General features: G+C 45.5%; 22 protein-coding genes and 1 pseudogene. 15 read left to right on the forward strand and 8 right to left on the reverse strand.

Features of this window, described 5'->3' with window-relative positions; genetic code table 11:
- Nucleotides 1–89 precede the first annotated feature (89 nt).
- From mscS to tkt, 6 genes are all read right to left on the reverse strand, one after another.
- Nucleotides 90–956: a small-conductance mechanosensitive channel MscS gene (gene mscS, locus KHN79_RS11690; RefSeq protein ID WP_182011189.1), complete on the reverse strand. Its 867-nt coding sequence runs from the start codon at nt 954–956 to the stop codon at nt 90–92.
- A gap of 400 nt (nt 957–1,356) precedes the next feature.
- A complete protein-coding gene (fbaA, locus tag KHN79_RS11695) occupies nt 1,357–2,433 on the reverse strand; it encodes a class II fructose-bisphosphate aldolase (protein ID WP_182011188.1) in 1,077 nt (358 codons plus the stop codon).
- A 153-nt stretch (nt 2,434–2,586) separates the two neighbouring features.
- A complete protein-coding gene (locus KHN79_RS11700; RefSeq protein ID WP_176293502.1) occupies nt 2,587–3,747 on the reverse strand; it encodes a phosphoglycerate kinase in 1,161 nt (386 codons plus the stop codon).
- Nucleotides 3,748–3,900: 153 nt separating this feature from the next.
- Nucleotides 3,901–4,956 (reverse strand): erythrose-4-phosphate dehydrogenase, encoded by a 1,056-nt coding sequence (gene epd / locus KHN79_RS11705; RefSeq protein ID WP_182011187.1) that lies wholly within the window; start codon nt 4,954–4,956, stop codon nt 3,901–3,903.
- A 117-nt stretch (nt 4,957–5,073) separates the two neighbouring features.
- On the reverse strand, nt 5,074–6,234 hold the full coding sequence (locus KHN79_RS11710; RefSeq protein WP_211907245.1) for a hypothetical protein: 1,161 nt from the start codon (nt 6,232–6,234) through the stop codon (nt 5,074–5,076).
- A gap of 328 nt (nt 6,235–6,562) precedes the next feature.
- Nucleotides 6,563–8,557, reverse strand: a complete 1,995-nt coding sequence (tkt, locus tag KHN79_RS11715) for a transketolase (protein WP_211907247.1) — start codon at nt 8,555–8,557, stop codon at nt 6,563–6,565.
- Nucleotides 8,558–9,072: 515 nt separating this feature from the next.
- Between tkt and metK the strand changes: the two genes are divergently transcribed.
- From metK to ruvX, 8 genes are all read left to right on the forward strand, one after another.
- Complete coding sequence (gene metK, locus KHN79_RS11720; protein WP_182011703.1) at nt 9,073–10,227, forward strand: methionine adenosyltransferase; 1,155 nt, start codon at nt 9,073–9,075, stop codon at nt 10,225–10,227.
- A gap of 318 nt (nt 10,228–10,545) precedes the next feature.
- Nucleotides 10,546–11,343, forward strand: a complete 798-nt coding sequence (locus tag KHN79_RS11725; protein ID WP_182011702.1) for a DUF2189 domain-containing protein — start codon at nt 10,546–10,548, stop codon at nt 11,341–11,343.
- A gap of 66 nt (nt 11,344–11,409) precedes the next feature.
- Entirely contained in the window at nt 11,410–11,907 is a 498-nt protein-coding gene (locus tag KHN79_RS11730; RefSeq protein ID WP_182011701.1) for a SprT family zinc-dependent metalloprotease, read from the forward strand.
- A gap of 137 nt (nt 11,908–12,044) precedes the next feature.
- Nucleotides 12,045–12,740, forward strand: a complete 696-nt coding sequence (endA, locus tag KHN79_RS11735) for a deoxyribonuclease I (RefSeq protein ID WP_182011700.1) — start codon at nt 12,045–12,047, stop codon at nt 12,738–12,740.
- A 124-nt stretch (nt 12,741–12,864) separates the two neighbouring features.
- On the forward strand, nt 12,865–13,596 hold the full coding sequence (gene rsmE / locus KHN79_RS11740; protein WP_182011699.1) for a 16S rRNA (uracil(1498)-N(3))-methyltransferase: 732 nt from the start codon (nt 12,865–12,867) through the stop codon (nt 13,594–13,596).
- 14 nt (nt 13,597–13,610) lie between these two features.
- Nucleotides 13,611–14,558: a glutathione synthase gene (gene gshB, locus KHN79_RS11745; RefSeq protein WP_182011698.1), complete on the forward strand. Its 948-nt coding sequence runs from the start codon at nt 13,611–13,613 to the stop codon at nt 14,556–14,558.
- A gap of 106 nt (nt 14,559–14,664) precedes the next feature.
- Nucleotides 14,665–15,228: a YqgE/AlgH family protein gene (locus KHN79_RS11750; protein ID WP_182011697.1), complete on the forward strand. Its 564-nt coding sequence runs from the start codon at nt 14,665–14,667 to the stop codon at nt 15,226–15,228.
- A gap of 48 nt (nt 15,229–15,276) precedes the next feature.
- Nucleotides 15,277–15,702 (forward strand): Holliday junction resolvase RuvX, encoded by a 426-nt coding sequence (gene ruvX / locus KHN79_RS11755; RefSeq protein WP_182011696.1) that lies wholly within the window; start codon nt 15,277–15,279, stop codon nt 15,700–15,702.
- Nucleotides 15,703–15,774: 72 nt separating this feature from the next.
- Here the strand turns inward: ruvX and KHN79_RS11760 are convergent, their stop codons facing one another.
- Together KHN79_RS11760 and KHN79_RS11765 are read right to left on the reverse strand one after the other, a co-directional pair.
- Entirely contained in the window at nt 15,775–16,881 is a 1,107-nt protein-coding gene (locus KHN79_RS11760; protein ID WP_182011695.1) for a PilT/PilU family type 4a pilus ATPase, read from the reverse strand.
- 29 nt (nt 16,882–16,910) lie between these two features.
- A pseudogene (locus KHN79_RS11765) lies at nt 16,911–17,950 on the reverse strand (type IV pilus twitching motility protein PilT).
- Between the two features lie 27 nt (nt 17,951–17,977).
- Between KHN79_RS11765 and KHN79_RS11770 the strand changes: the two are divergent.
- The 7 genes from KHN79_RS11770 (at nt 17,978) to hemW (ending at nt 23,078) form a co-directional block, all read left to right on the forward strand.
- Nucleotides 17,978–18,691, forward strand: coding sequence for a YggS family pyridoxal phosphate-dependent enzyme (locus KHN79_RS11770; RefSeq protein WP_182011694.1), 714 nt, complete (start codon nt 17,978–17,980; stop codon nt 18,689–18,691).
- Nucleotides 18,692–18,812: 121 nt separating this feature from the next.
- The gene (gene proC / locus KHN79_RS11775; RefSeq protein ID WP_182011693.1) at nt 18,813–19,631 is read left to right on the forward strand and encodes a pyrroline-5-carboxylate reductase; all 819 of its coding nucleotides are present in this window, start codon (nt 18,813–18,815) and stop codon (nt 19,629–19,631) included.
- 48 nt (nt 19,632–19,679) lie between these two features.
- Nucleotides 19,680–20,237 carry a YggT family protein gene (locus KHN79_RS11780; RefSeq protein WP_182011692.1) on the forward strand — a complete coding sequence of 186 codons (558 nt, stop codon included), beginning with the start codon at nt 19,680–19,682 and terminating at the stop codon, nt 20,235–20,237.
- Nucleotides 20,237–20,524 carry a DUF167 family protein YggU gene (yggU, locus tag KHN79_RS11785; RefSeq protein ID WP_244812568.1) on the forward strand — a complete coding sequence of 96 codons (288 nt, stop codon included), beginning with the start codon at nt 20,237–20,239 and terminating at the stop codon, nt 20,522–20,524. Before KHN79_RS11780 ends, yggU begins: the two co-directional genes overlap by 1 nt.
- A gap of 105 nt (nt 20,525–20,629) precedes the next feature.
- Nucleotides 20,630–21,061 carry a DUF4426 domain-containing protein gene (locus tag KHN79_RS11790; RefSeq protein ID WP_182011690.1) on the forward strand — a complete coding sequence of 144 codons (432 nt, stop codon included), beginning with the start codon at nt 20,630–20,632 and terminating at the stop codon, nt 21,059–21,061.
- Between the two features lie 193 nt (nt 21,062–21,254).
- Complete coding sequence (locus KHN79_RS11795; RefSeq protein ID WP_182011689.1) at nt 21,255–21,857, forward strand: XTP/dITP diphosphatase; 603 nt, start codon at nt 21,255–21,257, stop codon at nt 21,855–21,857.
- A gap of 45 nt (nt 21,858–21,902) precedes the next feature.
- Nucleotides 21,903–23,078 carry a radical SAM family heme chaperone HemW gene (gene hemW, locus KHN79_RS11800; RefSeq protein ID WP_182011688.1) on the forward strand — a complete coding sequence of 392 codons (1,176 nt, stop codon included), beginning with the start codon at nt 21,903–21,905 and terminating at the stop codon, nt 23,076–23,078.
- The last annotated feature ends 37 nt before the right edge of the window (nt 23,079–23,115 follow it).

A 23,115-nucleotide genomic window follows, 5' to 3' on the forward strand; every position in this document is an offset into this window, starting at 1 on the left:
CATACGAAAATGAGTAGGTAACGTACCTAATTGACATGCATAAAAAGCGAGGCTACTGCCTCGCTTTTTTTGATGCCTAATCGTAAAGATTAAGCTTCGACTCTGTTCAGGTGAACATCCATCTGTGGGAACGGAATTTCGATACCATTCGCATCCAATGCTTCTTTAATGCCTTGCATCGAATCAAAGTAAACTGGCCAGTAATCTGCTGTTTTAACCCAAGGGCGCACAACAAAGTTAACTGAAGAATCAGCAAGAGCCAGTACACCGATTGTCATGTCTGGATCTTTCAGAATACGTGGATCTTTTTCCAGTGTTTCACGAATCACTTTCTTAGTCAGTTGTAAATCAGCTTTGTAAGAAACACCTATTACGAGGTCAACACGACGAGTGGAATGGCGAGAGTAGTTTGTGATTGCACCACCGATAACAGAAGAGTTAGGCACAACAACCATTTTGTTATCTGGGGTTTTCAGAACCGTCTGGAAGATTTGAATCGCTTCAACGCTACCTGCTACACCACCGATTTCTACATAGTCACCAGATTTGAATGGGCGGAATGCAACGATAAGCACACCTGCCGCAAAGTTTGATAGCGAACCTTGTAGAGCAAGACCAACAGCAAGACCTGCCGCACCAATCACAGCGACAACAGATGCCGTTTGAACACCTACGCGGCCAAGGGCTGCAATAAGTACGATAACAAATAATAAATAACGAACAAGGCCGTGAATAAACTCCACAACCGCCTTATCCATATGTTTCTTTTCTAGTACTTTTGCTACGCTGCCAGCGACTGCTTTAACGATAATATTACCGATAAACAGGATAATCAGTGCTGAAATAATGTTTACACCGTACTGAATAAGTAGGTCTGAGTTGTTTGAAAACCACTTCTCTGCTTGATTCAACCCGTCAGTTAAAGTGGTATCGATACCAGTCGATTCACCTGCCATAACTCTTATCCTCAAATAAAAATATAAAACCAATTGCCGTTTAGTTATGAGCCTTGTTTTACAAGCTCTTATTTAAAACAATATTGCTATTGTTACATATACTGACTGATGCCAGATTTTTGGCACGATATCTCAACTCTGGCTATTCACCAAGTCAAATTTTCGTAAATACTTACAAAACAAAGCCTTGTAAGAAATTCCGCATATCGTCAAATACAGGTTACGCAATGCTCAAGTATTTCGCCACTTCTAATGCTCTAACTTGCGCAGAGCGAACAATATTTCGCCAACAAATTGAGAATGCTCACATATATGCTTATACATCAACCTATTGTTCAATACCCAAGTATAAAAAAACCCGCTCAATGAGCGGGTTTTTAACAACGTTAATTCGGACGAATTATAGTACGTCAACTGCGTTAAGGTCAGCAAATGCCTGCTCAAGACGAGCAACCATTGAAGCCTGACCAGCACGTAGCCATACACGTGGGTCGTAGTACTTCTTGTTTGGCGCGTCTTCGCCAGTAGGGTTACCGATTTGACCTTGCAGGTAATCGTGGTTTTCCGCTTCGTACTGACGGATACCATCCCAAGTTGCCCACTGCGTATCAGTATCGATGTTCATTTTGATAACACCGTAGCCGATAGACTCTTGGATTTCTTCTTGAGAAGAACCAGAACCGCCGTGGAATACGAAGTTCAGAGAGTTAGCAGGTAGGCCGAACTTCTCAGAAACGTGCGCTTGTGAATCACGTAGGATAGTTGGAGTCAGAACAACGTTACCAGGCTTGTAAACACCGTGTACGTTACCGAAAGATGCTGCGATAGTGAAACGTGGGCTAACTGCAACTAGTTTCTCGTAAGCGTAAGCAACGTCTTCTGGAGAAGTGTAAAGCTCAGATGCGTCCATGTGAGAGTTATCAACACCGTCTTCTTCGCCACCAGTACAACCTAGTTCGATTTCAAGAGTCATGTTCATTTTAGACATGCGCTCTAGGTACTTAGCACAGATTTCGATGTTCTCTTCTAGAGACTCTTCAGAAAGGTCAATCATGTGAGAAGAGAATAGAGGCTTACCAGTTTGAGCGAAGTGCTCTTCACCAGCGTCTAGAAGACCATCAATCCATGGTAGAAGTTTCTTAGCTGCGTGGTCAGTGTGAAGAATTACTGGAACACCGTAAGCTTCAGCTACAGTGTGTACGTATTTAGCACCAGCAATAGCACCAAGGATTTGAGCGCCTTGACCTTCAAGTTTCACGCCTTTACCAGCGAAGAAAGCTGCACCGCCGTTAGAGAACTGAACAACAACTGGAGCTTTAACTTTTGCTGCTGCTTCTAGTACTGCGTTCACAGAATCAGTACCTACAACGTTTACAGCTGGAAGTGCGAAGTTATTTTCTTTCGCTACTTCAAAAACTTTTTGAACGTCATCACCAGAGATAACACCTGGTTTTACGAAGTCGAAGATCTTAGACATGGATTTAATCCTATTTATCTGTTGTTTTAAACAAAACTTGTTAAGTTGAAAATCTTGCAAACGTTTGCTCACAACTGAGGCAATTTTAGCAGAGTTCCTCACGCGTTGCAGCAAACAAAAAAGCGGGAGAATGACTCCCCCGCTTTATTTTAATTACTTAGCGCGTGCTTCTAGCATTTCAACTGCTGGAAGTACTTTACCTTCTACGAACTCTAGGAAAGCGCCGCCGCCAGTAGAGATGTAAGAGACGTCAGCTTTGATACCGAACTTGTCGATAGCTGCTAGCGTGTCACCACCACCTGCAACAGAGAAGCCTTCAGAAGCTGCGATCGCTTCAGAGATACCTTTAGTACCTGCTTCGAAGTTCTTGAATTCGAATACACCTACAGGACCATTCCACAGGATAGTTTTCGCGTTCTTAAGAATTTCAGCCAGTGCTGCCGTTGAATCTGGACCAAGGTCGAAGATCATGTCGTCGTCTTGTACTTCAGAAACATCTTTGATTTCAGCTTCTGCGTTTTCGTCAAACGCTTTAGCACATGCAACGTCAGTTGCTACTGGAATTGCACACTCATCCATTAGCTTCTTAGCTGTATCTACTAGGTCTGCTTCGTATAGAGACTTACCAACGTTGTGGCCAGCAGCTGCGATGAACGTGTTTGCGATACCACCGCCAACAACAAGTTGGTCAGCGATTTTCGACAGAGACTCAAGAACAGTCAGTTTAGTAGAAACTTTTGAACCACCTACGATTGCAACCATTGGACGAGCTGGCTTGTCCATTGCTTTGCCTAGTGCTTCTAGTTCGTTTGCTAGCAGAGGACCAGCACAAGCTACAGGAGCGTGCATACCAACTCCGTGAGTAGACGCTTGAGCACGGTGAGCAGTACCGAATGCATCCATTACAAATACGTCACATAGTGCTGCGTATTTCTTAGATAGCTCTTCTTCGTTTTTCTTCTCGCCTTTGTTGAAGCGAACGTTTTCTAGAACGACTAGTTCACCCGCGTTTAGCTCTAGGCCATCTAGGTAATCTTTTGCTAGTTTAACTTCGCAATCAAGTGCGTCGTTTAGGTAGTTAACAACAGGTTGTAGAGAGAACTCTTCAGCGTATTCACCTTCAGTTGGGCGACCTAGGTGAGAAGTAACCATTACTTTAGCGCCTGCTTCTAGGCAGTGCTTAATAGTAGGAAGAGATGCGATGATACGTGCATCTGAAGTTACTTTACCGTCTTTTACTGGCACGTTTAGGTCAGCACGGATAAATACACGTTTACCTGCAAGATCCAGGTCAGTCATCTTGATTACAGACATGTTGTGTCCTCTCAAATATTTAAAAATTAAAGTTTTTGAAAACTCGGCAACCCTGCCAAGCCTGTTAATTCTTCAAACTGGTTATAGATATGGAGACATACAATATTTATTTCAAGGCTAAAATTAAATATTTTTCCATCACTGCTGTACAACTTAATTCGCAGTATGCATTGCTAAAGCGGTATCCAGCATCCGATTAGCAAAGCCCCATTCGTTATCGCACCATACGAGCATTTTAACTAACTGCCCGTTACTCACTCTGGTCTGAGTTCCATCCACTATTGCACTATGGGGGTCGTGGTTAAAATCGATGGAAACAAGTGGCGATTCAGTATAGTCAACAATGTCACGTAATGTACACTGAGATGCGTTCACAATGGTTTGATTTACGTCATTAACTTTCACATTTGTACTAATTGAGACACTTAAATCCATTGCAGTGACGTTAACTGTCGGAACCCGAACAGAAATCGCTTCAAATTTGTTAGAAAATTTCGGGAAGATTCTTTCAATCCCTTTATGCAATTTGGTATCAACGGGGATAATAGATTGGCTTGCGGCACGTGTACGTCGTAAATCACTATGATACGCGTCGATAACCTGCTGGTCGTTCATCGATGAATGGATAGTCGTTATCGTGCCAGACTCAATCCCAAATGCTTCATCTAAAACTTTAATGATAGGAACAATACAGTTAGTCGTACAGGAACCGTTAGAAACAACGACGTGCTCATCTTTTAGTGTTTCATGATTCACACCGTAGATAATGGTGTTATCGACATCTGCAGCACCCGGGTGGGAAAAGAGTACTTTCTTCGCACCTGCAGCGATGTGTGCTAAACCATCCGCTTTAGAGCCATAAACACCGGTACAGTCTAATACGATATCGACTTCAAGATCTCGCCAGGGCAGAAGCTCAATATCAGCAAGGTGAAGGATGCGAATCGCATCGTACTCGCCTGTGATTTGGAGACTTGAGCCTTGACGGCATGAGCTATGATGAACGTAGAGGTGTTCTTGGTCGTGGGAAATCTTCTTACCAAAGCGGCCATGACTGGTGTCATATTGAAGTAAGTGCGCCATTGCTTCGGGCTGAGCCAGCTCGTTTACTGCAACAACCTTGATCTGCTGATGTTTGCCACTTTCATACACAGCTCGCAGAACATTACGACCTATACGCCCAAAACCATTAATCGCAACTTTTAACATCCTGACTGTATCTCATGCTGGCTCAATTCGGTAAGGGATGTATTTTACCTGATTATATGAGCGATAGCATCAGTTACAGCCAGAAATGCAACTAGAAAAATGTGCTACTAAGAAGGCTTATAACTTGTAAAACAAAGTTTTATTGCTGCTGACATGTTCTTTACTGGATTCTGCTTTACCTTGGTATTCCGCTTTGAATGTATAGTCACCTTGATCGATTAAAATGACCTTATTCACGCCTTTACCAATTTCTTTACCATCCATGTAAAAAGTAGCGTACTGATTGCTTCGCAACACCAGACTAACCTTGTGACTTTCAGGCAATCCAACCACAGAATATAAGCTGTTCAGCAAACGGTTATTAACATTAACCATCAGCTTGGTTTTAGCTTTGAACTGAGTTGTCCCATGCCAGTCCTGAGTTACATTCAAGTATTCAAGATCCAGTAGTTTATAATCCAACGCTTCCCAGTTGTTTCCGTTAGATTGATAACCACTAAAGTAATGCTTCAAACCGGAATCAACGACTTTCTCGCGGGTAGATGCTTTATTCATACACTGCTTCAATGCTTCACCAGTCTGGCATCGAACCGTGCCGCTGAAGGTAAAAGACTTCGCCTCACTAAAGTGTTCTTTAGCAAGTTCACCGATCGCTTTCTTGGTATCAATTTGCAGTGCGTTGATTTTATGATCAAGCTTGACCAGCGTTTCAAGCTGTTGGTCAGCTTTGTTCTTGGCAAGATTTTGCTCACTTTCTAGCTTTTCGAGTGCAGAAAGTTTTTGCTTACGAGTTGCGATATTTTTTTGGATGGAGCTAAACAGCTTTTCAGCGTTTTTAGGATCGTTTTCCAGACTAGTTGATAAAGCTAGCTTATCTTCTTCAAGCTTTTGATTAAAAATCACCAGCTCAGATTGCTGCCTGTCTAAGTCTAAATAGATTTTTTCAGCAGCAAGGTTAGCGTCATTGAGAGCTTTCGCACTTTCTTCTCGTTGCTGTTGAACTTCATTTGCTCGCTGTTGGTAAGTCGTCGCTATTTTGCGGATATCAAACAGCGTTCCATCGTTAGAAATATTGTCAGTCTTACCAGAAACAGAAGTCTCTGTTCCTTGTTCAGCGTTTCTTACTTCTTTTCCACTGTTCGGCTGTTGAAGTTCCTCACCACCAGCAAAAACATATGATGAAACTGCAACGACAGAGGTGAGCGTAATAATTTTACTTTTTAACGAAAAATTTTCATGGCATCCAACAACGTAAAAGTAAGGGTTACCCCCCCCCACCTCTAACGGACCTTAACAAATGAATCTATTTCAAATAATCAAAGCAAAATACATTAACTACACTTATCAGTCCAATAAAAATATCAATAACTTACTCTGAAAAAGATGTCAGAACCCCCTCACTTTTGAGTATGAAAATCTATTTACAGGATTCGTAAATGAAGCATTGAGTATTATAAATGAGACACGCACTCCTCGTCTCTCATTGATATTTTTGTAAGTGAATACCAACTAACAAATAAAGAAAATAAACCGAATACAAACAAAAAAATCAGGTATAAAAAAAAGCCCCGATAAGGGGCTTTTTTATTGAAAAGTGTGACTAAGATTAAGCTAGAAGCTCTTTTGCTGTGTTTACTACGTTTTCAGTAGTAAAGCCAAACATCTTGAACAGTTCGCCTGCTGGTGCAGATTCACCGAAAGTAGTCATACCGATGATCTTGCCGCCAAAGCCCACGTACTTGTACCAGAAGTCTGCGATGCCCGCTTCAATAGCAATACGTGCAGTAACATCTGATGGTAGTACTGCTTCACGGTAAGCTGCGTCTTGCTTGTCGAATGCATCCGTTGATGGCATTGAAACAACGCGTACTTTCTTACCTTCTGCTGTTAGTTGTGCTGCTGCTTCTACCGCTAGCTCAACTTCAGAACCTGTTGCGATTAGGATAAGCTCTGGCTTGCCTTCGCAATCTTTCAGGATGTAAGCACCTTTAGCGATGTCTGCAACTTGTTCAGCTGTACGCTCTTGTTGTGCTAGATTCTGACGAGAGAAGATAAGCGCAGTTGGTGCATCTTTACGCTCGATAGCCAGTTTCCATGCTACTGCAGATTCAACCTGGTCACATGGACGCCATGTGCTCATGTTTGGAGTCAGACGTAGAGAGGCCATTTGCTCAACCGGTTGGTGAGTTGGGCCGTCTTCGCCTAGACCGATAGAATCGTGCGTGTAAACCTGGATGTTCTGGATTTTCATCAGAGCAGCCATACGCATTGCGTTACGAGCGTATTCCATGAACATTAGGAAAGTTGCGCCGTAAGAAACGAAACCGCCGTGTAGTGCGATACCGTTCATGATCGCAGTCATACCGAATTCACGCACACCGTAGTGGATGTAGTTACCTGAGAAGTCATTTGCTTCCAGAGACTTAGAACCAGACCACATAGTTAGGTTAGAAGGTGCTAGGTCAGCAGAGCCGCCCATGAATTCTGGTAGAAGCGCACCAAACGCTTCTAGTGCGTTTTGCGATGCTTTACGTGATGCAATGTTAGCTGGGTTCGCTTGAAGATCAGCAATGATTTGGCTTGCTTTCTCTTCCCACTGAGCAGGAAGTTCACCGTTTAGACGACGCTTGAGTTCTGCCGCTTCTGCCGGGTAAGCCGCTGCGTAAGCGTCGAATTTCTCATTCCAGGCCGCTTCTTTCGCTGCGCCAGCTTCTTTTGCATCCCATTCTGCGTATACGTCCGCAGGAATTTCAAATGCAGGGTGTTCCCAGCCCAGGAACTCACGTGCTGCTGCAATTTCTTCAGCACCTAGTGGAGCACCATGACAGTCGTGTGAGCCTGACTTGTTTGGAGAGCCAAAACCAATGATGGTCTTAGTACAGATAAGCGTTGGGCGAGGGTCTGCTTTTGCCGCTTCAATAGCTGCATTGATCGCTTCAGGATCGTGACCATCGACTGCCGGGACTACGTGCCAGCCGTACGCTTCAAATCGCTTAGGTGTATCGTCAGAGAACCAGCCTTCAACGTGACCATCGATAGAGATGCCGTTGTCATCCCAAAACGCGATCAGTTTGCCCAGACCTAACGTGCCTGCCAGAGAGCATGCTTCGTGCGAGATACCTTCCATCAGACAGCCATCACCCATAAATGCGTAGGTGAAGTGGTCAATGATGTCGTGGCCTTCTTTGTTGAACTGAGCTGCCAGTGCTTTTTCAGCCATGGCCATACCAACAGCGTTAGTAATACCTTGACCTAGAGGGCCTGTAGTTGTTTCGATACCTGGTGCGTAGCCGTACTCAGGATGACCTGGAGTCTTAGAGTGAAGCTGACGGAAGTTTTTCAGATCGTCGATAGACAGCTCGTAACCACTTAGGTGTAGTAGTGAGTAAATCAGCATTGAGCCGTGGCCGTTTGACAGTACAAAACGGTCGCGGTCAGCCCACTCTGGGTTTGACGGGTTGTGGTTCAGGTGAGAGCGCCAAAGAACTTCAGCGATATCAGCCATACCCATAGGTGCACCTGGGTGACCAGAGTTAGCTTGTTGAACACCATCCATGCTTAGAGCACGAATTGCATTGGCAAGATGTTTACGAGACGACATGTCTGCTCCTGAGTACGTTAAGCGATAAGAAAAAATAGGTCATAATTCTCTCAAAGCCCCTGAGGGTGTGCAAACGTTTTCCACTCCAAAAGCTTATAAATATCGCATCTGTGAATTTAATTTCTTCGAAACTCGTAAAAGAATAAATAATCTGAATAGGAGAGAAGGAAGTTAGCAAGCCTTTTAATATCAAATTGTTACTCTCGCAGCATAGCCAGTACTGCATTTCTGCTGACTAACCCAGGCAAAATCTGAAGTCAGTAGTTGAACTGCTGCTGTGGCTCTAAGGGAGCTCTGGGGCGAAATGGTGGTACTGGCTGGCTTTAATTAGCCTGTGCTCGGGTTAAATAATTCAGGCAAACGTTTAGTTGTGACAAAAACCAAAAAAGAGCTTGTAATTCGAGCAATCAAATTTAGAATAGCCGTCTAGATGTAGATACACCTACATATTTTATTATTTTTACGCGGTAGCGTTTATCACGCTGCCGCTATAAACCAGATATAGTGGAGCTAACATGGCTAAGCACCTGTTTACTTCTGAGTCAGTATCAGAAGGTCATCCAGATAAAATTGCAGACCAGATTTCTGATGCGGTTCTTGACGCGATTCTAGAGCAAGATCCAAAGGCTCGTGTTGCATGTGAGACTTACGTTAAAACCGGTATGGTAATGGTGGGTGGTGAGATCACGACTTCAGCATGGGTTGACATCGAAGAGCTAACTCGTGAAACCGTTCGTGAAATCGGCTACGTACACTCAGATATGGGTTTTGATGCTAACTCTTGTGCAGTACTGAATACAATCGGTAAACAGTCGCCAGATATCAACCAAGGTGTTGATAAAGCAGATCCAAAAGAGCAAGGTGCAGGTGACCAGGGCATCATGTTCGGTTACGCATGTAACGAAACTGAAGTGCTAATGCCAGCTCCAATTACTTACTCTCACCGTCTTGTTGAAAAGCAAGCGGAAGTACGTAAGAACGGCACACTACCTTGGTTGCGTCCAGACGCGAAATCTCAGGTAACGTTCCAGTACGACCAGGGTAAGATCGTGGGTATCGATGCAGTTGTTCTTTCAACTCAGCACTGTGACACTATCTCTACTCCGGATCTGCGTGAAGCGGTAATGGAAGAGATCATCAAGCCAGTTCTTCCTGCTGAGTGGATCAACAAAGAAACTAACTTCTTCATCAACCCAACCGGCCGTTTCGTAATTGGTGGCCCAATGGGTGACTGTGGTCTGACTGGTCGTAAAATCATCGTAGATACATACGGCGGTGCAGCTCGTCACGGTGGTGGTGCATTCTCTGGTAAAGATCCATCAAAAGTTGACCGTAGTGCAGCGTACGCAGCTCGTTACGTAGCGAAAAACATCGTTGCAGCTGGTATGGCTGATCGTTGTGAAATCCAGCTTTCTTACGCTATCGGTGTTGCAGATCCAACATCAATCATGGTTGAGACGTTCGGTACTGAGAAAGTATCTCACGACATCATCATCGAAGCAGTACGTCAGTTCTTTGACCTGCGTCCTTACGGTCTGCAAGAAATGCTTAACCTTCTGCAGCCAATCTACAAGAAGACGGCAGCATACGGTCACTTCGGTCGTGAAGAATTCCCATGGGAAGCGACTGATAAAGCAGCACTTCTTCGCGATTTTGCTGGCATCAAATAAGAAAGCCAGTTTGAATCTTCAAGCCCTCGCCTAATGGCGGGGGCTTTTTGTTTTTACCAGTATCCACGCCCTCTTCCTTATCCAATTTCTCAGTCGAACGAAAACAAATTTTAAGCAAATAGTTGTAAATTGTTCGAACTCTGCCAATAGTTAAAATAATGTTAAAAAGTGTTTCGATAACATTTCGGGTGCAAGCTAGGGTAACAACAGAAAACTTGGGGAGTACGTTAGCCAGGCATCCTTTATGACTTACACCTAACAGGGGTTGGTATAAGTCACTGCTTAGATAACTGCGTAGGAATAAGCCAAGGAGGAGTTATGCCTAGAACAGTCAATCCATCCGACTTCCACGGTAAGAAAAAGGAAGTCCCAGATAACGAATACGCTAGAACCATTCCATGCAATACGGTGAACATTAGCGCGCCATTCCATTGGCTCGCACTCGGTCTGCATGATTTCGTCCGAATGCCGCTTATAAGCGCGTTTTACGGCCTCTGCTTTATGGCAGCAGCCATTGGAATTGTTTTACTTGTACAATGGCAGGGTACACATCTTGTCGTGATGCCAAGTCTGATTGTTTATATGCTGATTGGCCCATTTCTGGCCCTGGGCCTGTACGATGCAAGCTGGGAAAGAGAACGCGGACATAAGCCCAGCCTGTTCCACTCGATGAAAGCCATCGGTCGTAACTCCACTTCTCAATGGGCATTTGCCGTTTTGCTTGCGGTGTTTATGATTTTCTGGATGCGAATCGCGTCACTGCTTCATGCTTTATATCCGTCCGTACAAGGTGCTCCACTGTCTGAGTTCCTGCCTTTCTTACTGGTCGGCTCTATCGTTGGGTTTGTTTTGGCATGTGTCGTATTTAGTATTTCTGCCTTCTCTATTCCGTTAATGATGGAACGCCGGGTTGACATGATGTCTGCGGTCTTTACCAGCTTTAACGCGGTTAAGTCGAACATTCCGGCCATGATTGTCTGGGCAGCAATAATCTGTGGTGGCATCCTCATCGGGTTTGCAACCTACGGAATCGGGATGCTATTTACTATGCCGATCCTTGGTTACGGTACCTGGCATGCTTACCACGCAACTATCAAGAAAAAGCATACTCTTTAAATCAGTGATGCTATGATCCAGCCCTCGCCAACGCGGGGGCTTTTTAGTAAATGAAGTGGAGTAAAGATGGATATTGAGCTGAGCTACCAAGCAAAACAAGTGATGGCAGACCATATTGCCTTAGCTGAACATGCTTTTAAACGCTCATTCCCTCTCCCCCATATTACGTTTAATGTGCGTGGTAAAGCGGCTGGCAAAGCCTACCTCCAGCTTAATGAAATTCGCCTCAATCCAATTTTGTTTAAAGAAAACAAGCTCGCTTTTTTACATGAAGTGATACCGCATGAAGTCGCACACTTAATTACATACCAGGTCTACGGACGGGTACGTCCTCATGGTAAAGAGTGGCAAGGGGTGATGGAATCGGTGTTTAAAATACCGGCCAAAACTACCCACTCCTTTGAAGTCACTTCCGTTCAGGGTAAGACCTTCGAGTACTGTTGTCGTTGTACTGCTTATCCGCTGTCTATTCGTCGTCATAACAAGGTGCAGCGCAAACAGGCGGTGTACTCGTGTCAAAAATGTCGCCAGCCGCTGAAATTCACAGGTAATCAGTTAACGTAACCTGAACGTTTTGCTCAATAAATAATCAATCGGATATAATGAGCAACTTTTCTTTTATTATTATTAAGTTGCTCATTACGAAAGCCAATATCTGAGTGATAGAATGGCTAAAGTCATACTTTTCTAAGACTTTAACCATGAAACACCTGTTCTCTTTTTTCATTCTGGCACTCTCCAGTGCAGCAGTGGCAGCGCCACCAAGCTCCTTCTCAGCAGCAAAGCGCGAAGCCGTTAAAATCTATCAGGACAACCCCACCAGCTTTTACTGCGGGTGCAACATTCAATGGCAAGGCAAGAAAGGCTTACCTGACCTTGAATCTTGTGGCTACCAGGTGCGCAAACAACAGACACGCGCCTCACGCATAGAGTGGGAGCACGTCGTTCCAGCCTGGCAATTCGGCCACCAGCGACAATGCTGGCAAGACGGCGGTCGTAAAAACTGTACCCGCAATGACCAAGCATTCCGTCTGATGGAAGCCGACCTGCATAACCTGACTCCTGCCATTGGTGAAGTCAACGGTGACCGTTCCAATTATAACTTTAGCCAGTGGAACGGTATCGATGGTGCAACCTACGGGCGTTGCGAGGTTCAGGTTAACTTCAAGCAGCGCAAAGTCATGCCGCCTGATCGCGCACGGGGCTCAATCGCTCGTACCTATCTATACATGAGCCAAGAATACGGATTCAAGCTCTCCAAGCAGCAGACTCAACTGATGGGCGCATGGAACAAAACTTATCCGGTTGATAAATGGGAGTGTGAACGAGACAAGCGTATTGCTAAAGTTCAGGGCAATCACAACCCATTTGTTAAAGAGGCGTGCCGCGCACTTTAGACACATAGCCTTTCCCCTTTAATATTGAGGCGTTTGATTAACTTCAAACGCCTCTTGCCCCCTTGTTTTTTCGATAAAATGCATCCATGTTAGGAACTAAGTTTATTCTCTTGCCGGAAATCTCATGCGTATTCCTCGAATTTATCACCCAGAAACCATTCAGCAAATTGGCACACTCGCGTTAAGTGAAGACGCTGCAAACCATATCGGTCGCGTACTTCGAATGAAAGAAGGCCAGGAAGTTCTCCTTTTTGACGGTAGCGGCGCTGAGTTCCCGGCAGTGATCAGCGAAGTCAGTAAAAAGAACGTCATGGTTGATATCACTGAGCGTACAGAAAACAGCATTGAATCCCCGCTAGATCTGCACCTTGGACAGGTTATCTCACGCGGCGATAAAATGGAGTTCACGATCCAAAAGTCAGTAGAGCTAGGGGTCAATACCATTACTCCTCTCATTTCAGAACGCTGCGGTGTCAAACTCGATCAAAAACGCTTTGAGAAGAAACTGGCTCAGTGGCAGAAAATCGCCATCAGTGCTTGTGAGCAATGCGGTCGTAATGTCGTCCCTGAAATTCGCCCGATCATGAGCTTGGAACAATGGTGTAAAGAGGAGTACGATGGCCTAAAGCTCAATCTGCATCCTCGTGCAAAATACTCGATCAACACACTGCCGACACCAGTTGAAAAAGTTCGTCTTCTGATCGGCCCTGAAGGTGGCTTGTCGTCAGAAGAGATCGACATGACCCGCGAATATCAATTTGAAGAGACGCTCCTCGGCCCACGCGTGCTGCGCACCGAAACTGCGGCTCTTACAGCAATTACAGCCTTACAAGTTCGTTTCGGCGATCTTGGTTAAAACGGAGAAAAATAATGATCAAACTCGGTATTGTAATGGACCCTATTTCGTCCATTAACATCAAGAAAGACTCTAGCTTTGCCATGATGCTTGAAGCGCAACGCCGCGGCTACGAAATCCACTACATGGAAATGAACGATCTGCATTTGGATCAGGGTGTCGCAGTTGCCGACACTAAAGTGGTAGAGCTGAAAGAAGATCCAAATGGCTGGTACGAATTCAAATCAGAGCAAACGATCGAGCTATCTGAGTTAGATGCGGTTCTAATGCGTAAAGATCCTCCGTTTGATACCGAGTACATCTACGCGACTTACATTCTTGAACGAGCAGAAGAACTAGGCACGCTGATCGTCAACAAGCCTCAGAGCTTACGCGACTGTAACGAAAAACTATTTACCGCTTGGTTCCCGGAGTTAACCCCAACTACGATCGTGACGCGCAAAGCAGAGAAAATTAAACAGTTCCGCGAGCAACATGGTGATGTGATCCTTAAGCCTCTTGACGGCATGGGCGGTGCGTCTATTTTCCGCGTAAAAGAAAACGATCCAAACGTATCGGTGATCATCGAAACGCTGACCAACCATGGTCAAAACTACGCGATGGCACAAACGTTCGTTCCGGATATCAGCAATGGTGACAAGCGTATCCTTGTTGTCGACGGTGAACCAATGCCTTACTGCCTTGCCCGCATTCCTGCCAAAGGTGAAACGCGCGGTAACTTAGCAGCAGGCGGTACCGGTGAAGCTCGCCCACTAAGCGAAACCGATCTTAAAATCGCTCAGGCAGTAGCTCCGACCTTGAAAGAAAAAGGCCTAATCTTTGTTGGTCTTGACGTGATTGGCGACAAACTGACTGAAATAAACGTAACCAGCCCGACTTGTATCCGTGAAATTGAAGCCGCATTCGATGTTTCAATCACAGGTAAGCTAATGGACGCCATTGAACGCCGACTAAAAGGCTAAATATATAGTAAAGTTATACTAGAGAGCCAAATGCTAACTTGAGCAAACTTATTCTTATAAACGATTTGCTCAAGTTCATTTACGAGTCCGAAGGGTCGGTGTAAGTATGAACCTCACAAACCATTTTTTAGTTGCCATGCCTGGAATGAAAGACCCCTATTTCCAGAACAGTGTTATCTACGTTTGCGAACACAACGAAGAAGGTGCAATGGGATTGATCATTAATGCGCCTGTCGATATCACTGTGGGAAACATGCTTCAGCAGGTCAAAGTAGACCCTGTACATCCACGCCTGTTTGAGGCAAGTCTCGAAAGGCCGGTGTATAACGGCGGACCGATCTCAGAAGACCGGGGATTTATCCTGCATAAACCCAAAGATTATTACGAGTCCAGTATTCAGATGACTGATGAACTGGCAGTCACAACTTCACGGGATATCCTGTCAGTATTAGGGACAGAAGCTGAGCCTAGTGACTATTTGGTCGCTCTGGGTTACGCAGGCTGGAGTGCAGGCCAGCTAGAAAACGAGTTAGTTGAAAACTCCTGGCTGACTATCGAAGCGACGCCTGAAATTATCTTTGACACTCCTATAACTGAGCGCTGGAACAAAGCAGTGGAAAAACTCGGTATCGATCCGAGCCAACTCTCCTCAGATGCAGGTCATGCGTAACCTGAAAGCTCAGCCCCGTTTAGATTAAATTTAGATTTGAGACACTTTATGTCACGTACAATTATGGCTTTTGACTTCGGAACCAAAAGCATTGGCAGCGCCATCGGCCAGGAAATTACCGGTACCGCCTCTCCTCTGAAAGCATTTAAAGCCAATGACGGCATCCCGAACTGGGACGACATCGAAAAACAGATCAAAGAATGGCAACCCGATTTGCTGGTTGTTGGTTTGCCGACAGACCTGCACGGGAAAGATTTGGAAACCATTACCCCGCGAGCGAAAAAATTTGCCAACCGTCTGCAAGGTCGTTACGGATTACCAGTTGAACTTCACGACGAGCGTTTATCTACGGCTGAAGCAAGGGCAGATCTTTTCGAAATGGGCGGCTACAAAGCACTGTCAAAAGGCAATATTGATTGTCAGTCTGCGGTTGTGATTCTGGAAAGCTGGTTTGAAAAGCTTTGGGGTGAATAAGTTTTAAAAAGATTGCGTGAATGCATACAAAGAGAAAGGTTGGCTTCTGCCAACCTTTCCTTTCTGAAATATCTATTCCATATCGATCTTAACGTTGGCCAAACTTCCCGTAGCAAGTGGCTCACCACGCTGGGTTTTCAGCATCAGACGCAGGTCGTTCGCAGAATCTGCACTGTGCAATGCATCCTCTTCGCTGATTTTTCCTTCCATCACCAGTTTGTAAAGTGACTGGTCGAAGGTCAGCATGCCAAACTCGTTTGAACGCGCCATGGTCGATTTCAGCTCATGCAAATCGCCACGTCGGATCAAATCCGAAATACGCGGACTGTTTAGCAATACCTCAAACACGCCATGGCGCCCTTTGCCGCTTTTGTCACGGATAAGCTGCTGACCAATTACTCCCTTCAGGTTCATAGAGAGATCGAACAGGAACTGCTCTTTTTGATCTTTCGGCACTAAATGAAGGATGCGTTCCAGAGCCTGGTTGGCATTGTTGGCGTGCAACGTCGCCATACACAAGTGGCCTGTTTCTGCGAAGGTCATCGCGTATTCCATTGTCTCCCGGCTACGGATCTCACCAATCAAGATCATATCCGGAGCCTGACGCAACGAATTTTTCAGTGCGATTTCATAACTTTCAGTATCTAACCCCACTTCACGCTGCGTCACTATACAACGCTTGTGTTCATGCACAAATTCAATTGGGTCTTCTACCGTCAGAATATGTCCGGCTCGGTTACTGTTTCGGTAGCCCGTCATCGCCGCCATTGTTGTAGACTTACCCGAGCCAGTTGCACCGACCACCAGCACTAATCCGCGCTTGGCAATCGCTAGATCCTGCAACACAACAGGCAGTTTAAGCTGCTCAAAACTCGGAATTTCAGTCTCAATTCGGCGGATGACAGCACCTGGTAGCTCGCGCTGGAAAAAAGCACTGACACGGAAGCGGCCGCAATCTCTGACAATAGCGAAGTTAGACTCACGACTTTTACGAAATTCCTGACGACGCTCAGGATCCATTGCATTATCCAGCAGTTGAGCCACGTCATTTTCAGTCAGTTTATCGCCTTGCGGGCGCAGTTCACCATCAACCCGGAACAGGATGGGAGCACCCACTGTGATATAAAGGTCTGACGCTTTAAGCGCCAACATACCTTCAAGAAATTTGTTCAAATCCATCTTGTGTATACACCTTTATTTAATGAGGGCTACGAGAACGGCTGGACATCAAGACCGACTTTGCTGTCTGCCTCTTCATGAGAAACAATACCCTGAGCGAGTAACTGTCGAGCGTTTTGCTCCATGGTCTGCATTCCGTGAGCCGCACCCGTCTGAATGATCGAGTACATCTGAGCGACTTTATCTTCACGAATTAGGTTACGGATTGCCGGTGTCGCCATCATGATTTCATGACAAGCAACGCGTCCGCCACCATTACGTTTCAACAGTTTCTGGGCAATAACAGAACGTAAAGATTCAGATAGCATTGAACGAACCATGTCTTTATCGCTGCCCGGGAACACATCAATAATACGGTCAATGGTTTTCGCAGCAGAACTCGTGTGCAGAGTACCAAACACTAAGTGACCCGTTTCCGCAGCGGTTAACGCAAGACTGATGGTTTCTTTATCACGCATCTCACCAACCAGGATGACGTCTGGGTCTTCACGCAGCGCACTACGTAAAGCATTTTTAAAGCTATGTGTATCACGGTGAACTTCACGTTGGTTGATCAGACATTTGTTATTGGTATGAACAAATTCAATCGGATCTTCAATTGTGAGAACGTGCTTATTGTGATTACGGTTAATGTAGTCGACAATGGCAGCTAAGGTCGTCGATTTACCTGAACCGGTTGGCCCTGTGACCAGAACGAGACCTTTTTGTGCGTTAGCAATTTTCGAAAAATATCTGGTGCATCCAGTTCTTCGAGAGTCGGTATAATGCTTGGAATAGTACGAAATACCGCAGCACAACCACGAGATTGGTTAAATGCGTTAACACGAAAACGACCTACGTTCTGGAGTTCAAACGAGAAGTCAACTTCAAGCTTTTCTTCAAACTCACTGCGTTGGGCATCGTTCATGATTTCAAAAACCAAGCGATGCACCTCTTGGTGTGTAAACGCCGGAATACCTAGCTTTCGTACATCACCATCGATTCTGACCATAGGCGGTACGCCAGCAGAAAGATGTAGATCCGAAGCATTATGCTTTACACTAAAATCCAGTAACTCAGTGATATCCATTTAAAACCCTTAAATCAAAATACAGCTATGAGTAGTATCCAACAAAATATTGAACATATCACCTCTCAAATACGCAACGACGAACGAAAGTGCGGCCGTTCTCCTGAGTCAGTGCAACTTTTAGCAGTAAGTAAAACCAAACCTGTTGAAGCCATTCTTGACGCGTACCAAGCCGGCCAAACCGCGTTTGGCGAAAACTACGTTCAGGAAGGCGTTAACAAAGTCCAGCACTTTGAGCAGTATTATCCAGAAAATCACATAGAATGGCACTTTATCGGCCCTATTCAGTCCAATAAATCCCGCCTTGTTGCTGAACATTTCGATTGGGTTCACACCATTGATCGGGCCAAGATCGCTCAACGCCTGAATGATCAACGACCTGACGAGCTAAAACCACTGCAAGTACTTATTCAGGTCAATACCAGTGGTGAAGACTCAAAGTCCGGCGTAACCGATGCAGAAGTATTCGAGTTAGCTGAGTTGATTTCTCGTCTTCCCAACCTCACTTTAAGAGGGTTAATGTCTATTCCTGCGAACGTATCGGACTACGAGTCACAACTTCATGAGTTCCAGAAACTGGCTACATTGAAGCAAGTGCTCGAACAGCAGTATCCGGAAGTAGACACATTATCAATGGGAATGAGTGGCGATATGACCGCAGCCATAGACGCAGGCAGTACCATGGTTCGCATCGGAACAGCTATTTTTGGAGCACGTGACTACAGCACAAAGAGTGAATAGTCACTGGCAACATATGCAATTCAACTTGCCCCTGTCAGAGCCTTTTTCGCGTGGCAAGACTTAAATGTTATGGCGCGCGAGTGCATTTTAGTAATACAGAATCACAACGGAATTCAGATAAATGGAACATAAAACGATTGCCTTTATCGGCGCAGGTAACATGGTAAGAGCCATTATTTCTGGCTTAGTAACAAATGGTTATCCAGCGCAGAGTATTATCGCAACAGCTCCTTCGGAAACACGCCGCTTGCCTCTTGAGCAAGATTTTGGCATCCGCACCACCAGCGACAACATCCTTGCAACGTCAGAAGCCGATGTGGTGGTTTTATCGGTGAAACCACAAATGATGGCGGAGGTATGTAAACCTCTGCAAGCAGTCGATTTCAGTGACAAACTGGTGATTTCTATCGCTGCTGGTATTAATTGTTCACGTTTAGATGAGATGCTGAACACTCAATTAAACCTGGTTCGAGTAATGCCAAATACCCCTTCTCAGCTGGGTTTAGGGATGAGTGGGCTTTTTGCACCAGAACATGTCAACGAACAAGATAAAGAGTTTGCCGCCCAGCTGATGGAAGCCGTTGGCAAAGTATGTTGGGTAGAGCAAGAGTCCGGCATTAACAATGTGATTGCAGCAGCGGGAAGCGCACCAGCGTATTTCTTCCTGTTTATGGAAGCGATGCAGGCAGAAGCTATTGCGCAAGGCTTCGATAAAAAGACAGCCCGCATATTGGTTCAGCAAGCCGCATTGGGCGCAGCCAGCATGGTTGTGAATAATCCGGATACCGAGTTATCCACCCTGCGTGAGAACGTGACGTCTAAAGGCGGGACAACAGCAGAAGCACTACGCACATTCAACGAGCACCAACTTTCTGATATTGTGGCAAAAGCAATGCAGGCAGCAGTTGCTCGCGCGGAAGAAATGGAAAAATTATTTTAATTATCTGGCTGATTCAGAGAGATCATCCACTTTTATGAAGGGTAACCTATGAATTCTATGAGTTTTCTCATCTCAACCCTATTCGACCTGTACATCATGGTCGTTTTATTGCGTATTTGGTTGCAGGCTGCGCGCGCAGACTTCTACAACCCATTCTCGCAATTTATCGTTAAAGCTACGCAACCTGTCATTGCTCCGCTGCGTCGAGTTATCCCGTCTATCGGTAATATCGACTTAGCGACAGTTCTGTTTGCGTATCTGCTTTGCGTGCTTAAATTTGTTGCTTTAATTCTTATCGCATCAAGCGGCTCTGTTTCTTTCAGTGCTGAGTTCCTGTTCTTGGGCTTCCTGTCTCTGATTAAAGCGGCCGGTGGTTTAGTGTTCTGGGTATTGCTACTTCGAGCCATCCTGAGCTGGGTGAGTCAGGGCCGCAGCCCGATTGAGTATGTATTCCACCAGCTTACAGAGCCAATGTGCGCGCCTATCCGTCGTATTCTTCCGGCGTTTGGTGGTCTTGATCTTAGTGTTCTGGTTCTGTTTATCGGCCTCCAGTTCGCCAACTTCCTGATGGGCGATATTATCGGTCCGATTTGGTTCCAGCTGTAGTGTCAGCCGCCTGGCAAGATGGCGAGGACATTGTCCTTAAGCTCTACATTCAACCTAAAGCAAGCCGCGATAAAATCGTCGGCTTGCACGGGGAAGAGCTGAAAATCGCTATCACCGCCCCGCCTGTCGATGGTAAAGCCAACGCGCATCTAGCCAAATTTCTGGCTAAACAGTTTAAAGTCGCTAAAGGTTTGGTTCACATAGAAAAAGGCGAACTGGGACGGCACAAACAAATTCGGATAGAATCCCCTTCCCAGATACCTGCTGAAGTAAAAGCCATCTTATGATGGCTTTTTATTTAGCCTAAAAGCAGATGATTTAAATTAAACTTAAATATACTCAAGCATCTTGAAGTTACTTGAGCATAGAAGTATCTCTCTGAGGATTTCACGATGAACAAATGGATTACTGCACTGCTGATCAGCCTGTTGTCTTTTCCGACTTTCGCTGAACAGTTCAAAAACATGAAAGACATCGAAGTGCATTACGTGGCGTTTAACTCCACCTTTTTGACACCCAAAATAGCGCGTAGTTACGACATCAAACGTAATGGTTACCTCGCAATCATCAATATCAGCGTACTGGACAGAGCCTCTTTAGGAAAACCAGCTCTGGAAGCAAAAGTCAGCGGGCAAGCAAAGAACCTGATTGGCCAGACTCAAAAGCTAACCTTCCGCGAAATTAAAGAAGGCGATGCCATTTACTACCTGGCGGAACTGCCAGTCACACATGAAGAAACTTTTACCTTCGATATTGATGTAAAATCTGGCAACAAAGGCTCTGGTAAACTGAAATTCACTCAGAAATTCTTTGTAGAAGAGTAAGGTGTCGAAGAGTGATATGTTGAAAAATAGATTCCAGAGCAATTAGAACATCATGAACCAAAAGCCTTTGGAACATGATGTTCTGAAAGCTTTTGACCACCAGTAGACCAAAAGCTTTCATAAGTTAAAATAACAAAGTAAAACAGATAAGGAGAGCAATAAGCTCTCCTTATCTCAATGAAAAGAGAACCCCATGAAAAAGATTGTGTTAGCAACAGGCAACCAAGGCAAAGTACGCGAAATGGCTGATTTACTGTCAGATTTCGGCTTCGAAGTACTGGCACAAAGTGAATTCAACGTAACTGACGTAGCAGAAACGGGCACCACATTCATTGAGAACGCTATTATCAAGGCTCGCCACGCGGCTCAGGAAACAGGCCTGCCTGCTATCGCGGATGATTCTGGGTTAGAAGTCGATTTCCTTAATGGCGCACCGGGCATCTACTCAGCACGTTACGCCGGCGAAAACGCTACGGATCGGGAGAACCTGGAAAAGCTGCTTACCGCTATGGAAGGTGTTCCTGAACAAGAGCGTACGGCACGTTTCCATTGCGTATTGGTGTTAATGCGCCACAAAGACGATCCGACTCCTGTTGTTTGTCATGGCGTATGGGAAGGCCGTATTCTGACAGAAGCACAAGGTGAAAACGGCTTTGGTTACGACCCTGTTTTCTTCGTACCAGAAGACGAGTGTGCATCTGCAGAGCTGGAACCAGCGCGTAAAAAACAGCTGTCACACCGCGGTAAAGCGCTTAAATCACTGTTCGCTCAGCTGTCTGCACACGCAGCCCAGTAAGCCCACAGCCCTACACTCCAAAGTATAGTCATAACGAGTTTAACCATGTTAACGCCCCCAGCACTCAGTCTGTATGTCCACATCCCCTGGTGTGTACAAAAGTGCCCTTATTGCGACTTTAACTCGCACGCGCTCAAAGCGGAGATCCCGGAAGAAGAGTACATCAATGCCCTTCTGGAAGATCTCGATACCGATATTGAGAAATATCACCTGAACGATGTGCCACGTCCGCTGCACTCTATATTCATCGGTGGTGGTACGCCGAGCCTGATTTCCGCCGAAGGTATCGAACGTCTGTTAAAAGGGATAGAAACACGAGTACCGTTCAAGCCAGAAATCGAAATTACTATGGAAGCCAATCCGGGAACGATTGAAGCAGAGCGCTTCGCTGGCTATCGAAAAGCAGGAGTCACTCGTATCTCTATCGGTGTACAGAGTTTCGAACAGGAAAAGCTGGAACGACTGGGACGTATTCATGGAAAGGATGAAGCAGTTAATGCTGCTAAGCTGGCTCACCAGATTGGCTTAAACAGCTTTAATCTCGATCTGATGCACGGCTTACCGGATCAAAGCATCGAGCAGGCTCTCGATGATTTGGACAAAGCGATTGAACTAGCGCCACCGCACCTGTCCTGGTATCAGTTAACTATCGAGCCAAATACCATGTTTTACTACAAGCCGCCGACTCTGCCGGACGACGACGACTTGTGGGACATTTTCGAACAGGGGCATAAAAAGCTCTCGGCAGCTGGCTACGTCCAGTATGAAATCTCCGGTTACAGCAAACCGGGCTATCAGTGTCAGCATAATCTTAACTACTGGCGTTTTGGGGATTATCTCGGGATTGGCTGCGGCTCTCATGGCAAGCTGAGCTTTGCGGATGGACGTATCATTCGTACCACCAAGGTAAAACATCCTCGCGGGTATCTGGCCGCATACCAGAACATGGTTAAACCATACCTGCATACAGAGCAGTTTGTGGAAGATGAAGATCGTCCGTTTGAGTTCTTCATGAACCGGTTCCGTCTGATCGAGGCTTGTCCAAAACAGGACTTTATCGACACTACTGGCTTACCACTAAGCAGCATTCAGGACACCATTCAGTGGGCTCTGGAAGTGGGGTATTTAAGTGAGACTGACACACACTGGCAGATCACCGAGAAAGGCAAACTGTTCTTAAACGATTTGTTGGAAGCCTTTATGGCTGAAGAAGACGAATAACTTCCCGAAAAACTGAGCTATAAAAATGCCCCTCCTA

It is taken from the genome of Vibrio sp. B1FLJ16 (assembly GCF_905175385.1).
Taxonomy (GTDB): domain Bacteria; phylum Pseudomonadota; class Gammaproteobacteria; order Enterobacterales; family Vibrionaceae; genus Vibrio.

What these genes read in the sequence shown, in the direction of transcription:
- KHN79_RS11760 (WP_182011695.1), bottom strand. Translation starts at nt 16,881, where the DNA reads ATGGATTTGAACAAATTTCTTGAAGGTATGTTGGCGCTTAAAGCGTCA.
- KHN79_RS11725 (WP_182011702.1), top strand. Translation starts at nt 10,546, where the DNA reads ATGCCTAGAACAGTCAATCCATCCGACTTCCACGGTAAGAAAAAGGAA.
- ruvX (WP_182011696.1), top strand. Translation starts at nt 15,277, where the DNA reads ATGTCACGTACAATTATGGCTTTTGACTTCGGAACCAAAAGCATTGGC.
- KHN79_RS11790 (WP_182011690.1), top strand. Translation starts at nt 20,630, where the DNA reads ATGAACAAATGGATTACTGCACTGCTGATCAGCCTGTTGTCTTTTCCG.
- mscS (WP_182011189.1), bottom strand. Translation starts at nt 956, where the DNA reads ATGGCAGGTGAATCGACTGGTATCGATACCACTTTAACTGACGGGTTG.
- hemW (WP_182011688.1), top strand. Translation starts at nt 21,903, where the DNA reads ATGTTAACGCCCCCAGCACTCAGTCTGTATGTCCACATCCCCTGGTGT.
- epd (WP_182011187.1), bottom strand. Translation starts at nt 4,956, where the DNA reads ATGTTAAAAGTTGCGATTAATGGTTTTGGGCGTATAGGTCGTAATGTT.
- metK (WP_182011703.1), top strand. Translation starts at nt 9,073, where the DNA reads ATGGCTAAGCACCTGTTTACTTCTGAGTCAGTATCAGAAGGTCATCCA.
- KHN79_RS11770 (WP_182011694.1), top strand. Translation starts at nt 17,978, where the DNA reads ATGAGTAGTATCCAACAAAATATTGAACATATCACCTCTCAAATACGC.
- tkt (WP_211907247.1), bottom strand. Translation starts at nt 8,557, where the DNA reads ATGTCGTCTCGTAAACATCTTGCCAATGCAATTCGTGCTCTAAGCATG.
- fbaA (WP_182011188.1), bottom strand. Translation starts at nt 2,433, where the DNA reads ATGTCTAAGATCTTCGACTTCGTAAAACCAGGTGTTATCTCTGGTGAT.
- rsmE (WP_182011699.1), top strand. Translation starts at nt 12,865, where the DNA reads ATGCGTATTCCTCGAATTTATCACCCAGAAACCATTCAGCAAATTGGC.
- gshB (WP_182011698.1), top strand. Translation starts at nt 13,611, where the DNA reads ATGATCAAACTCGGTATTGTAATGGACCCTATTTCGTCCATTAACATC.
- KHN79_RS11730 (WP_182011701.1), top strand. Translation starts at nt 11,410, where the DNA reads ATGGATATTGAGCTGAGCTACCAAGCAAAACAAGTGATGGCAGACCAT.
- KHN79_RS11780 (WP_182011692.1), top strand. Translation starts at nt 19,680, where the DNA reads ATGAATTCTATGAGTTTTCTCATCTCAACCCTATTCGACCTGTACATC.
- KHN79_RS11700 (WP_176293502.1), bottom strand. Translation starts at nt 3,747, where the DNA reads ATGTCTGTAATCAAGATGACTGACCTGGATCTTGCAGGTAAACGTGTA.
- KHN79_RS11795 (WP_182011689.1), top strand. Translation starts at nt 21,255, where the DNA reads ATGAAAAAGATTGTGTTAGCAACAGGCAACCAAGGCAAAGTACGCGAA.
- KHN79_RS11750 (WP_182011697.1), top strand. Translation starts at nt 14,665, where the DNA reads ATGAACCTCACAAACCATTTTTTAGTTGCCATGCCTGGAATGAAAGAC.
- proC (WP_182011693.1), top strand. Translation starts at nt 18,813, where the DNA reads ATGGAACATAAAACGATTGCCTTTATCGGCGCAGGTAACATGGTAAGA.
- endA (WP_182011700.1), top strand. Translation starts at nt 12,045, where the DNA reads ATGAAACACCTGTTCTCTTTTTTCATTCTGGCACTCTCCAGTGCAGCA.